Below are 13,116 nucleotides of genomic sequence, written 5' to 3' on the forward strand. Positions count from 1 at the left end.
TCGGATCGCACGCTGGCGAACGCGTGAAAGGAGCGCCCCCGATGTCCGAGAACGAGTCGTCAGCGAACCCCCAGCCCGAGACCTCCGAGCCGCGAGCCGTCGAGTCGGAGACGAGCGCACCGCCCGCCCCCTTCGTGCCCCCCGCCCCGATCGTGCAGCCCGCCCCGCCGGTGGCGACGCCCGCCCCCGCGGCCTTCTCCGCGGTCCCGCCGGTGCCGCAGGCCCCGGCCGCCGCATCCGCCACCCCGCCGGCTCCCCGCCAGCGCTCCGTCGCGGTTCCCGTCATCGCCGCCGCGGTCGTCGCGGCGCTCCTCGGGGGCGGTGCCGGCGCCGGCGTCGCCGCCTGGGCGATCACGAGCCAGACCTCCCAGCAGACGGCGAGCCCCGCCTCGCCGCAGACCATCACGGTCAACAACCCCTCGAGCGTCGACGCCGTCACGGCCGTCGCCGCGAAGGCGGCCCCCTCGGTCGTGACCATCTCGGTGACCGCCGGCAGCTCGGGCGGCACCGGATCGGGCGTCATCCTGAGCGAGGACGGCTACGTGCTCACCAACACCCACGTGGTCACGCTCGACGGCGAGTCCGCCGACGGCACGATCGAGGTCACGACGGCCGACGGCCGCATCTACTCGGCGACCGTCGTCGGCACCGACCCGATCGTCGACCTCGCCGTCATCAAGCTCGACGACGCCTCCGGTCTCACCCCCATCGAGTGGGGCGACTCGGACGCGCTCGACGTGGGCGACCAGGTCATCGCGATCGGCGCGCCCCTCGGGCTCTCGAACACCGTCACCGACGGGATCGTGAGCGCGCTCGACCGCAGCATCCAGATCGCCTCCTCGGCGGTGCCCGACTCGGGCGACACCGACCAGACCCCCGACCAGCAGCAGAACGGCGGCCAGGGCCCCTTCGACTTCTGGAACTTCGACCAGAACGGCGGCAGCTCCTCGAGCAACTCGGCGAGCTCCACGATCTCGCTCCCCGTCATCCAGACCGACGCGGCCATCAACCCCGGCAACTCGGGAGGCGCGCTGCTCGACGACGAGGGCAAGCTCGTGGGCATCAACGTCGCCATCGCCTCGACCGGCTCGTCGTCGGGGTCGAGCCAGAGCGGCTCGATCGGCGTCGGCTTCTCGATCCCGGCGTCGCTCGCGAAGCGCGTCTCGGAGGAGATCATCGCCGACGGCACCGCCAGCCACGGCCTGCTGGGTGCGAGCGTCAGCACGGCGACCTCCGAGGATTCGGATGTCGTGGGCGCCCTCATCCAGGAGGTCACCTCGGGCGGCGCCGCGGCATCCGCGGGCATCAAGGCCGGCGACGTGGTGACCGAGTTCAACGGCCACCCCATCACCAGCAGCACCGACCTCACGGCGCAGGTGCGCGCCCTCGCCGCAGGTTCGAGCGCCGAGCTCGTCTACCAGCGCGACGGCAAGGCGACCACCGTCACCGTGAAGCTGGGAGAACTGGACTCCTGAGTCCCGTCGCATCCGGCGGCATTGCTAGGCTCGACGGCACCGCGCACCCGCGCGGCGACCGGGAGGACGCATGGCACTGCCGCCGGATGCGTTTCCCGGCGTCTCGTACGTGATGCCCGTGCTCAACGAGGTGAACTACCTCGCCGACGCGGTCGGCTCGATCCTCGAGCAGCGCTACGAGGGCCCCGTCGAGGTGATCCTCGCGCTCGGCCCGTCGACCGACGGCACGGCCGAGGTCGTCGCCCGGCTCGTCGCGCAGGACGAGCGCATCCGGGTCGTCGAGAACCCCGGCATGGACATCCCCATCGGGCTCAACCTCGCGGTCGCCGCGGCCCGGCACCCCGTGATCGTGCGGGTCGACGCCCACTCCGAGCTCTCGGAGGACTACACGCGGCTCGGCGTGGCGGCGCTCGGCCGCACCGGGGCGGCCACCGTGGGCGGGGTCATGAGGGCGGTCGGGCGCCCGGGCGTGCAGGCCGCCGTCGCACACGCCTACAACAGCCGTTTCGGCCTCGGCGGCGGCGCCTACCACAGCGCCGACGCGAAGGAGGGGCCCGCGGAGTCCGCCTACCTCGGGGTCATGGACGCCGAGGTGCTGCGCGCGATCGGCGGCTACGACGAGACGGTGCGCCGGGGCGAGGACTGGGAGCTCAACTTCCGGCTGCGCACGGCCGGGCACCCCGTGTGGTTCGACCCCGCGCTGCAGGTGCGCTACTGGCCGCGTTCCAGTTGGGGCGCGCTCGCCCGGCAGTTCTGGGCCACCGGCGTGTGGCGCGGCGAGCTCGTGCGGCGTCTCGGCACCCGCAACTCGCTGCGCTACTTCGCCCCGCCGGCTCTCGTCATCGGGCTCGTCACGAGCGTGCTCCTCACGCCGTTCCTGGCCACCGGGCTCATCTCGGGCTGGATCGCGTGGGTGCTCGCGCTCGCCTACCTCGCGCCGGCGGCGTACCTCGTGCTGCTCGTCGTCGCGGCGGCGGGCGTCGGCGGCTCGCTCGGCGACCGCATCCGCTTCGCGTATGCCCTCGCGGTCATGCATCTGAGCTGGGGCGGCGGGTTCCTCGTCGGGGTGCTGCGCGGCGCGCGGGATGCCGTCGACACCTCGCGCACGGAGTCCTGAGGGCCGGAGCCCCGGAGGTCCGGATCCCGGCTCAGTCGGTCGGGAACCAGCCCGCGTCGATCATGCGGCGCACGACGCGCTCGCCCGCGTGCCCGTCGTCGAGCGGCGTGAAGCGCTCGCGCCAGCGGGAGCTCTGCTGGCGGTAGCGCTCGCGCGCCGTGTCGGCGTCGGCGATCGCGTCGAGCAGCTCCTCGCGGGTGCGCACGACCGGCCCCGGCGCCTCGGCGAGCAGGTCGAAGTAGAAGCCGCGCAGGTCGGAGCTGTAGTGCGCGAGGTCGGGGGTGAAGAAGATCACCGGCCGCCCGGTAGCCGAGAAGTCGAACATGACCGAGGAGTAGTCGGTGACGAGCACGTCCGCCACCTCGAGCAGGTCGGCCACGTTGGGGTAGCTCGTCACGTCGATGAGCCGATCGCCCTCGAGGTCGCGCCCGTAGCGCAGGGTGCGGGAGTGGCCGCGCACGAGCATGACGTGGTCGTCGCCGAGCTCCGCGGCGAAGCTCGTCAGGTCGAGGTAGTCGACCATCTCGGTGCGGTCGTCGCGCCAGGTGGGGGCGTAGAGCACCACGCGGGCTCCGTCGGGGATGCCGACCGCGGCGCGGATGCGTCCGGCATCCGCCCCTGAGACGAGGCGGTCGTTGCGCGGGTAGCCCTCGTCCCACGTCTCGCGCCCGAAGGCGTAGGCCGAGCGGAAGATGCGGGCGCTGTAGTTGTTCTGGGTGAGCAGGGCGTCCCAGCGCTCGCTCTCGCGCCGCACCGCGACGCGGGTGCGCAGGCCCACGTTCGGCCGGTCGATGCCGAGGCGTTTGAGCATCGTGCCGTGCCAGGTCTGCAGCACGTGCTGGTGCGGGCGCGGCCGGTAGCGCTTGCGCAGCCAGTCGTTGACGACGAGGGCCCGGGCCGCGGCCCGCACGCGCCACCACTCCCGGCTGCCCTCGATGAGCCGCACGTCGCCCTCGGGGATCGCGACCGAGCCGTCGACGACGCTCCAGTAGCGTGTCACCTCGGGGCGGATGCGGCGCAGCATCCGGGCGATCCCCGCCGGGTTGCAGGAGGCCGACTGGCCGTAGAAGCTCTCGAGGAAGACGGCGTCCTCGGGGCTCGGGCGGCTGCGCCGGTAGGCCCGCTCGAGGCGCCTCTGGTTGCGGGCGCCGCGCTCGTCGTCGGCGAGCGGTGCCGACACCCGCAGCTCGAGCCCGCCCGCGCGCGCGAGCAGTTCGGCATGGAACAGCGGATGCTCGTAGCGGGGAGGCAGCTCGGCGTCGAGCTCGAGGCGGCTCGTGGGCACCTCGGCGTCGAGGGTGAGGCGGTAGGAGCCCGAGGGCAGGGCGAGCTGCGGGGTGCCCCAGCGCGCGGCGAGCAGCGGCAGGCGCACGGTGAGCGCGCCGGGGCCGTCGACCACGGCATCCACCCGGGCGCGGGGGCCCTCGAGGCGCACACCGGTGACCGGGCGCGAGGGGTCGGCGACGGTCACGCGCAGGGCCGGGCCGTCGGCGGCGTCCTCGACGACCGCCTCGACGAGCCGGGCACGGGGGAGTCGCCCGTCGGGGGCGGCGCCCGCGGCATCCGCGCCGGTGCGCACGAGGATCTCGTGCAGCACGCGCTCGGCGGCGCGGCCGTCCGGGCGGTCGAAGTGCTCCTCGCGCAGCCAGGTGGTGAGCCGCGCGATCCGCTCGCCGAGCGGGGAGGCCGTGCCCGCCGCATCCAGGTGCTCGAGCACGTGCGGCCAGCTCGTGACGTAGCGGTCGTCGCTGAAGATGCGGTAGTTCTCGTACAGCCCGCGCGCGCGGGCGTAGAGCTCGACGTCGGGGGCGAAGAAGACGATGGGGCCGTCGACGAGCGCGTAGTCGTAGGCGATCGAGGAGTAGTCGGTGACGAGCACGTCGACGCCCGGGAGCGCCGGCGTCACATCGACCAGCTCGCGCGAGCCCAGCATCCGGATGCGGTCGGAGGCGGCGGGCCCCGCCGCGTAGTCGCCGAGGCCGAGCGGGTGCGAGCGCACGAGCAGCACGGCGTCGCGCGCCTCGAGCCAGCGGGCGATGAGCTGCCACTCCTCGCGGGTGGGCGCACCGGGGTCGGGGGCGCCGTCGCGCCAGGTGGGCGCGTAGAGCACGACGCGGGTGGCCCCGCCGAGGGGGCCCGCGGCATCCGCGATGAGCGTGCGCGCCGCCTCCCGCGAGGCGCCCGGGTCGCCCGAGAGGAGCACGTCGTCGCGCACGTCGCCGAGCGCCACGACGCGCTCGCGGCGCACCCCGAAGGCGCTCACGATGCGGGGCGCGACGAGCTCGGAGGCGACCGGGAACAGGTCGATGCCCCGGCCCGCGAAACGGTAGGCGCGCGACAGCACGGCGCGCACGTAGCGGTGGTCGGGCACCCCGCGGATGCGCAGGGCGGCGGGGGAGTCGAGGTGCAGCTTCTTGAGGGGGATGCCGTGCCAGAGCTGCACGACGAACCCGCCGCCCGTGGCGTAGCGGTTGACGTCGCCGAAGCCGTGCGTGACGACGAGCACGCGGGCGCGCAGGGTGATCCAGAATCCGCGGGCCGAGTGCTTCGCGACCGCGTCGAGACCCGCGGCGCGCGCTTCGGCGAGCTCGGCATCCGACCCGGCCAGCCACACCAGCCGCACCCGCTCGCCCAGCCGCTCGCGGGCCAGCCGGTAGAGCGGCAGGGCGCCCTCGCCGAGGCCGATACCCGAACCGAAGGCCCACAGCTTCGCGGTGCGCGGCACGAGCAGGGCGGCGAGCGCGCCGAGCGCGTAGAGGGGCAGGCGGAGCAACTTGCGGGCGTTGCCGGCGCCGAAGGTGAAAGTGGCCGGCACGTGACGATTCTGGCATGCCGACCCGGGCGGAACGGACGGTTCGCGCGGGCAACCGAACGGTAACGATGCCGCGGTCCGGCGCCGCCCGCGCGGGCGCGGCTGGTGTAATGGGACGGGCGTCCGCGCGCCCCGGGAAGGAACACGGCGGATGGGGATCGTCAGCGATCTGAAGGCGGCACGCAAGGTGCTGCGCAACGCGCTGCGCTCCCGCGAGACGCGTCGGGAACTGGCGCACCGCATCCAGACCGAGGGGACCGGCGAACCCGCCGAGGTGCACATCGCGGTGTACTTCGCCGACACGCGCGTGAACCTGTACCAGATCCGCCAGTGGTACGCGCCGCTCGCGGAGCTCGCGAGGACGCATCCGGTGACGATCATCACCCGCAGCCCGGGCGCGACGCTCACGCTCAAGAACGAGGCGCCCGTGCCGGTCGTGTACTGCCGCCGGGTGACCGACCTCGAGGCCTTCGTCGGGCGGCACGACGTGCGCATCGTGTTCTACGTCAACCAGAACATGAAGAACTTCCAGATGTTCCGGTACGGGCGCATGTGGCACGTGTTCATCAACCACGGCGAGTCCGACAAGATGTACATGACCACGAACCAGTTCAAGGCGTACGACTACGCGCTCGTGGCGGGCCAGGCGGCCGTCGACCGGCTCTCCGCGAAGCTGTGGGGGTACGACGTCGCCACGAAGGCGATCCCGATCGGGCGCCCGCAGGCCGACCACTTCGCGGGCGAGGTGCCCTACCCGGACGACGAGCGCACCGTCGTGCTGTACGCGCCCACCTGGGAGGGCGACCGCCCGGCCGCCGCCTACGGCTCGATCGCCTCGCACGGGGTGGCGCTCGCGGATGCCGTGCTCGCCTCGCCCGCGCACCGGCTCGTGTACCGCCCGCATCCGCGATCCGGGGTCATCGACCGCGCCTACCGCGCGGCCAACCAGCGCATCATCGCCGCGATCGCGGCGGCGAACGAGGCCGACCCGACCGCCCACCACGTGTACGACGACGGTCCGCAGCTCGGCTGGCAGCTGGCGGATGCCGACGTCGCCATCACCGACATCTCGGCGATGGTCTACGACCGCCTCGCGGTCGGCAAGCCGATCATCGTGGCGCGCCCCGCATCCCCGGACGCCGAGGTCGACGAGCAGGGCTTCCTCGGGGCGACCACCTGGCTGTACGCCGACGACGCGCCGAACGTGCTGGCGGCCCTCGAGCGGGAGCTCAACGACCCGGAGGCCCGCGAGAAGCTCGCCTACTGGTCGACCCACCACTTCGGCGACACGGCGCCCGGCGCCGCGACCGCCCGCTTCCACGGGGCCGTCGAGCAGCTCATCGCGGAGTGGGACCGTCACGCGGTCGTGCACGCGACCGACCGCCACACCTCCGAGTCGGACCCCTTCGACGACGACGAGGACGAAGAGGGGCTCCCCGCCTCGGGCGACTAGAGGCTCAGCCGATCGCCTGCTGCACGAGCCCGACGATCCGCCTCTCCACCGCGGGGGTGAGCTTCGCGAGCGCGAAGGAGGTCGCCCACATGTCGCCGTCGTCGAGCGCCGCCGACTCGTCGAAGCCGAGCGTCGCGTAGCGGGCCTTGAACTTCGAGGCGGCCTGGAAGAAGCACAGCACCTTGCCGTCCCGGTAGTAGGCCGGCATGCCATACCAGGTCTTCGGCGCGAGCTGCGGGGCCGTCGAGGTGATGAGCTCGTGCACCCGCTCGGCGATCGCGCGGTCGGCATCCGGAAGCTCGGCGATCTTCTCGAGCAGCGCCTGCGCGTCGGCCGCGGCCTTCTGCTCCTTCGTGCCGGTGCGCGAGCGCGCCGCCTTCTGCTCGGCGGCGTGCTCCTTCATCGCGGCCTTCTCCTCCGCGCTCCAGACGTCGCCACCGCGTTCGGTCTTCTCGGCCATCCGTCACTCCTTCGACTCGTGAGTCCGAGCGTAGGACCGCGGATGTCGTCGCGGCTTCTCGAAAACGACCCGGCTCAACGGCCGATGATGCTCGCCATCTTCGCGCGGATGCCGGTGAGCGGCGGCTGGATGAAGCGCAGCGTGTCGGGGCTGAGCGGCTTCTTCAGCACGGGCTTCAGGTGGCTGAAGCTGCGCCACGAGGCGTCGCCGTGGTACGCGCCCATGCCGCTCGCGCCGACCCCGCCGAAGGGCAGCGTCGGCACGCCCGCGTGCGCGAGCCCGACGCCGATGCCCACCGCGCCAGAGGAGCTGCGCGAGATCCAGGCCTCGCGGGTGGCCGCGGATCCGGAGAACACGTAGAGCGCGAGGGGCTTGTCGCCCGCGTTGACGTAGGCGATCGCATCGTCGAAGGAGGCGACCGGCACGATCGGCAGGATCGGCCCGAACAGCTCGTCGCGCAGGATGGCCGGCGTCGTCTCGGGGGTGCGCGCGGCGCGCGGGTCGGCCGGCTGGGGCACGCGCATGATCGTGGGGGCGAGGTAGCGGGCGTCGCGGTCGTGTTCGCCGCCGCTCACGATCTCGCCGTCGCCCAAGTAGCCGAGCAGGCGGTCGAAGTGGCGGGTGTTCACGATCTGGCCGTAGTCGCCGCCCGTGCGCGGGTCGGCGCCCCACATCTCGGCGACGGCGCGGTCGAGGGCGGCGGCCAGGGCATCCACGCGGTCGGGGGTGGTGAGGATGTAGTCGGGCGCCACGCAGGTCTGGCCGGCGTTGACGAACTTGGCCCAGGCGATGCGGCGCGCGGCCTGGTCGATGCGGGCGTCGTCGTCGAACCAGACGGGCGACTTGCCGCCGAGCTCGAGGGTGACGGGGGTGAGGTGTTCGGCGGCGGCGCGCATGACGATGCGGCCGACGGCGCCGTTGCCGGTGTAGACGATGTGGTCGAAGCGCTCGGCGAGCAGAGCCGTGGTCTCGTCGACGGCGCCCTCGACCACCTGCACCGCGTCGGCATCCAGGTACTCGGGCAGCAGCCGGGCGAGGATCGCGGAGGTGGCCGGGGCGAGCTCGCTCGGCTTCAGCACGGCGGTGTTGCCGGTGGCGATGACGCCGACGAGGGGCGAGAGCAGCAGCTGGAGCGGGTAATTCCAGGGCGAGATGATGAGGATCACGCCGAGCGGCTCGGGGACGAGCTTGGCGCTTGCCGGGGCGAGGGCGAGGGGGAGCGGGGCGCGGCGCGGGCGGGCCGAGCGCCTCAGGTGGCGCAGGGTGTGCGCGATCTCGCCGTGCACGACGTTGAGCTCGGTGAGCAGTGCCTCGCCGCGGCTCTTGCCGAGGTCGGTGTGCAGGGCGTCGGCGAGCGCGTCCTCGTGCTCGTTCAGCAGGCGGGCGAGGGCGGTGAGCTGGCCGCGTCGCCAGGCGAGCGGACGGGTGACGCCGCTCTCGAACCGGGCGCGGCTGCGGGCGACGGTGTCGCTGATGCGGGTGAGTTCGTCGGCGCTGAGGGTCGAGGTCATGGGGTGACCATATCAGAAACGGAACGCATCCGTTTCGTTTCTGCTAGTCTCGCTGCCATGACCGACGAAACCCCCGCCGACGGCATCCGCGAACTCCGGGCGCTCACCGCGGCCCTGACATCCGCCGCCGAGAGCGGCGACACCGAGGGGCTGCTCGGGCCGCGCGGCGGCTTCCCGCTCGGCGAGACGGTGCAGCACGCCGCCCAGAGCATCCGCTACGCCATGGAGGGCTACCCGAAGCTCTCGCCCGCGGTCGTTCGGCACAGCGTCGGGCACGCGGTGAAGAAGGTGTTCCTGCGGCGCGGCGCCATGCGGCACAACCTCGCCGCCCCCGTCCCCGGCGCGCCCGAACTCGACCCGAACGCCGCGCTCGCGGCGAGCGTCGCCGAGCTGCGGGATGCGGTGGAGCGTCTCGCGGGCTTCGCCGGCGAGCTGCACCCGCATCCGGTCTACGGGCGCTGCACGGTGCCGCAGGCCGCCAGCCTGCAGGCCATGCACCTGCGCGAGCACCTGCCCGGGCTCGCCGCCCGGGTGGCCGCGTGAGCGAGCCGCGCGCCCTCGGGCGCCCCGCCGACCCGGCGCTCGACGACGCGCTCATCGCGGCGGCGATCGCCGAGCTCATCGAACTCGGCTACGCGGGGCTGACCACGGCGGGTGTCGCCCGCCGCGCCGGCTCCTCGACCGCGGCCATCTACCGTCGCTGGCGCTCCAAGCAGGAGCTCGTCGCCGACACCGCCGCCCGGCTCGTCGACGACGCCCTCGCCCCCGTCGACACCGGCACCCTCGCGGGCGACCTCGCCGAACTGCTCGCCCACAAGCACGCCGCGATGGCGGGGGGCGTGGGTACCGCGCTGCTCACCCTCATCGGCGCCTCCTCGCACGACGAGGAGCTCGCCGCCGTGCTGCGCGCCGAAGTATTCGGCCGCACGCGCGCCCGCGTCGAGCAGGTGCTCGCCCAGGCCGCCGCCCGCGGCGAGCGGGTCGCCGGTGTGGATGCCACCGCCTTCGCGATGCTGCTCACCATGGCGGGCCTCTCGCCCCTCATCGTCGGCGACGGCATCCCCGACGCTGCCTATGTGCGCCTGCTGACCGCGGCCGTGCACCACGCGGGGGAGTAGCGGGGGCGCCTATGCGCCGCGCTCGCCCGAGATCGCCTCGTGCACGAGTTCGCCCAGCAACTTGCGCATCTCGACCTGCAGCTCAGCGCGGGTGAAGTAGAGGTCGGTCATGCGCTGGTGGCTCGCATGGCTCGTGATGATCGCCTCGGTGACGGCGTGTCCGAGGTCCGGTGACTCCATGAACTGATTGCGGGTGTTGGCGACCGCCTGGGTGCGGATGAGCGGGTCGGCGCTCAGCACCGTCACGAGCCCCTCCACCCACGACTGCTGCTCGGCGGGGGTGAAGTCCTCGTCGGCGAACAGCTCGTTGATCCGCGCGAGCACCTCGGCCAGGCGCACCATCCGTGGGTCACGCGCGGCGCCAGAGCCCGCGTCGAGATACGGGGCGAGTTCGACCGTCTCGCCGTGCGCGAGGTCGAGGTGGTGGTCGCCGGATCGCGCCTGCTTGATGTGGGTGAGCTCGACAGCGGAGAAGTCGATCGGCTCCTCCTCGCGACGCCCGGTGAGCCGTGGCAGCAGCAGCCGCAGGTAGAGGGAGCGCTTCTCGAGGCCCGTGTCGCCGTAGTCGACGATCTGGGAGAGGAAGTCGTACATGCGCACGAAGGTGCCAACGTTCTTGCGGAACAGCTCCAGCTCCTCGACATCGGCGCGGTGGTCCGCGTCGACGGCATCCGCGAGGCGGCCGTTGAAGCGGTCGGCCGCGGCCTTGAGCGGCGCCGTGTGCGCGCTGCGGGTGGCGCCCGCGTGGTAGGCCTCCGTGAACGCATCGACCTCGGCATCCGTGTAGATCCCGGCCGCATCGAGGCGGGACCGGATGTCGTGGATGTCGTCGACGTCCGTCACCGCCGAGAGGCGCGCGTCGCGGAAGTACGGCTGGAACGAGGTGAGAATCTCGGCGGGGTCGTTCACGAAGTCGAGCACGAAGGTGGTGTCCTTGCCCGCGGCCGGGTAGGTGCGGTTGAGTCGCGACAGTGTCTGCACCGCCGTCACCCCCGAGAGGCGCTTGTCGACGTACATCGCGCACAGCAGCGGCTGGTCGAAGCCAGTCTGGTACTTGTTGGCGACGATGAGGATCTGGAAGTCGTCGGATGCGAACGCGGCGGGCAGGGTGCGCCCGCGCAGCTCGCTGTTGAGGTTCGCCTCCGAATAGGGCGGTTCGACGCCGGTGAGCTGCGCACCGGGGACCTGCTCCGCGGTGAGGGTGCCCGAGAACGCGACGAGTGTCGCCATCCGGTACCCCTTCTTGGCGATGTAGGCGTCGATCGCCTCCTTGTAGCGCACCGCGTGCTCGCGCGAACTCGTCACCACCATCGCCTTCGCGTGCCCGTCGAGCAGGTGCCGCACATTGGTGCGGTAGTGCTCGACAATGATCTGCACCTTCTGGGCGATGTTGGTGGGATGCAGTGACACCCAGCGCATGAGCTTCCGGGTGGCCTCCGCCTCGTCGACCACCTCGACCGCCTGCAGGCGGCGCTGGTCGCGCTCGGCCACTCGGAACGCGGTGTCGTAGGTGGTGTAGTTCTTCAGCACGTCGAGGATGTAGCCCTCCTCGATCGCCTGCTGCATCGTGTAGAGGTGGAACGGATGCGGCGTGCCGTCGTCGCCGATCCGCCCGAACAGCTCGAGGGTCTTCGCCTTCGGGGTGGCGGTGAAGGCGAAGAACGACAGGTTCGGGGAGTCCGCCCGCGCCGCCATCTGCGCGGCGAGCACCGCCTCGGTGTCGAAGTCGGCACCGTCGTCGACGTCCGTGCGTTCCTCGGCGGTGAGTACCTCCTTGAGCTTCTTCGCGGCCTCACCGGTCTGCGAGGAGTGCGCCTCGTCGGCGATGATCGCGAAGCGCCGACCGGCGAGACCGGCGTTGTTCCGGATCGCCTCGAGCGCGAAGGGGAAGGTCTGCAGCGTCACGATCACGATGTGCTTGCCCGAGAGCAGCTCGCGCGCGAGCAGTCCCGACTTCGAGGCGACCTGATCGCCGGCCCTGCGCACCTCGTCCGCGTTGATGGTGGCGACGGTGCCGTCGACGCCCTCGATCTCGCGAATGGCGCGCTGCAGCTGGTCGTCGAGCACGGTGCGGTCGGTGACCACGATGACGGTGTCGAACACCTTGCTGTCGGATGCGTCGTGCAGCGTGGAGAGGCCGTGCGCGAGCCAGGCGATCGAGTTGGTCTTGCCGGAGCCGGCCGAGTGCTGCACGAGGTAGCGGTGCCCGGGCCCCTCTTCGCGGGCGGCGTCGAGCAGGGTCGTGACGAGCTCCCATTGGTGGAAGCGGGGGAAGAGCAGGCTCGTCGACTTCGTGACGGCGCCGGTGATCGGGTCGGTGTCGGTGCGCTTCTCGAGGTGCAGCAGTTTGCCGAGGATGTGCAGCCACGCGTCGCGCTGCAGCACGCGGGTCCACAGGTAGTCGGATGCCGCGCCGTTCGGGTTGACCGGGTTGCCGCTGCGACCGTCGGCGCCACGGTCGAAGGGCAGGAAGTGGGTGGCGGCTCCGGCGAGCTTCGTGGTCATCGCGACCCGGTCGTCCGAGACGGCGAAGTGCACGAGGGCGCGGTTGCCGAAGCCGAGCAACGGCTCGCCCTTCGGGTCGCGGTCGTGGCGGTACTGGGTGATCGCGTCGGCGAGGGCCTGGGTGTTCTCGGTCTTCAGCTCGAGCGTCGCCACGGGCAGCCCGTTGACGAACAGCACGAGGTCGATCGAGTCCTTCTTCTTGGTCGAGTAGTGGACCTGCCGCATCACCCGCAGCCGCACCGCCTCGTAGCGTGCGATCGCGGCCGTGTTGAGGCTCGTCGCGGGCTTGAAGGCGCACATCGCGAAGCTGGCCGGCGTCTTCTTGAACCCGGTGCGCAGCACGTTGAGGGTGCCGCCACCTGCGTCGAGCGGCAGGTCGAGCGTCTTCACCAGCCGGTCGAGCAGTTGCTGCTTCGCCGTCTCCTGCTCGGCGGCGGATGCGGTGGGCTTCACGACCTTCGCCCACTCCTCGGGCTGGCTCTCCTGCAGCCACGCGAACACGTCCTCGGGATAGAGGGCGCGCACCTGGTCGTAGCCCTTCCCGGTGGGGGAGTACAGCCAGCCGTCGGACTCGAGCGCCTCGCAGATCTCGAGTTCGAGCCCGCTCTCGTGGTGGATTGCCATGATGCCCATAAGCATGGCGCATTCATGCACTGCGCCCCAGG

Annotated in this window: 9 protein-coding genes; 5 read left to right on the forward strand and 4 right to left on the reverse strand. The window is 72.2% G+C overall.

Going from position 1 to position 13,116, the window contains the following annotated elements:
- Positions 1-41 precede the first annotated feature (41 nt).
- The gene (locus tag D7I47_RS10705) at positions 42-1,475 is read left to right on the forward strand and encodes a S1C family serine protease (RefSeq protein WP_120763025.1); all 1,434 of its coding nucleotides are present in this window, start codon (positions 42-44) and stop codon (positions 1,473-1,475) included.
- Positions 1,476-1,545: 70 nt separating this feature from the next.
- The gene (locus tag D7I47_RS10710; protein WP_120763026.1) at positions 1,546-2,592 is read left to right on the forward strand and encodes a glycosyltransferase family 2 protein; all 1,047 of its coding nucleotides are present in this window, start codon (positions 1,546-1,548) and stop codon (positions 2,590-2,592) included.
- A gap of 31 nt (positions 2,593-2,623) precedes the next feature.
- Here the strand turns inward: D7I47_RS10710 and D7I47_RS15085 are convergent, their stop codons facing one another.
- Entirely contained in the window at positions 2,624-5,407 is a 2,784-nt protein-coding gene (locus D7I47_RS15085; protein ID WP_227000626.1) for a CDP-glycerol glycerophosphotransferase family protein, read from the reverse strand.
- A gap of 148 nt (positions 5,408-5,555) precedes the next feature.
- Here D7I47_RS15085 and D7I47_RS10720 point away from each other — a divergent pair, with 148 nt between their 5' ends.
- Entirely contained in the window at positions 5,556-6,857 is a 1,302-nt protein-coding gene (locus tag D7I47_RS10720) for a CDP-glycerol glycerophosphotransferase family protein (RefSeq protein ID WP_120763930.1), read from the forward strand.
- 4 nt (positions 6,858-6,861) lie between these two features.
- Here D7I47_RS10720 and D7I47_RS10725 read toward each other — a convergent pair whose 3' ends face one another.
- Complete coding sequence (locus D7I47_RS10725) at positions 6,862-7,317, reverse strand: iron chaperone (RefSeq protein WP_120763027.1); 456 nt, start codon at positions 7,315-7,317, stop codon at positions 6,862-6,864.
- A 74-nt stretch (positions 7,318-7,391) separates the two neighbouring features.
- Positions 7,392-8,828, reverse strand: coding sequence for an aldehyde dehydrogenase family protein (locus D7I47_RS10730; protein ID WP_120763028.1), 1,437 nt, complete (start codon positions 8,826-8,828; stop codon positions 7,392-7,394).
- 57 nt (positions 8,829-8,885) lie between these two features.
- Between D7I47_RS10730 and D7I47_RS10735 the strand changes: the two genes are divergently transcribed.
- Together D7I47_RS10735 and D7I47_RS10740 are read left to right on the forward strand one after the other, a co-directional pair.
- The gene (locus tag D7I47_RS10735; RefSeq protein ID WP_120763029.1) at positions 8,886-9,371 is read left to right on the forward strand and encodes a DUF1569 domain-containing protein; all 486 of its coding nucleotides are present in this window, start codon (positions 8,886-8,888) and stop codon (positions 9,369-9,371) included.
- The gene (locus D7I47_RS10740) at positions 9,368-9,946 is read left to right on the forward strand and encodes a TetR/AcrR family transcriptional regulator (protein ID WP_120763030.1); all 579 of its coding nucleotides are present in this window, start codon (positions 9,368-9,370) and stop codon (positions 9,944-9,946) included. The genes D7I47_RS10735 and D7I47_RS10740 overlap by 4 nt, the downstream gene beginning before the upstream one ends.
- A 9-nt stretch (positions 9,947-9,955) precedes the next feature.
- Here D7I47_RS10740 and D7I47_RS10745 read toward each other — a convergent pair whose 3' ends face one another.
- Entirely contained in the window at positions 9,956-13,075 is a 3,120-nt protein-coding gene (locus D7I47_RS10745; RefSeq protein ID WP_120763931.1) for a type I restriction endonuclease subunit R, read from the reverse strand.
- Positions 13,076-13,116: the final 41 nt, after the last annotated feature.

It is taken from the genome of Protaetiibacter intestinalis (assembly GCF_003627075.1).
Lineage (GTDB): Bacteria > Actinomycetota > Actinomycetes > Actinomycetales > Microbacteriaceae > Homoserinibacter > Homoserinibacter intestinalis.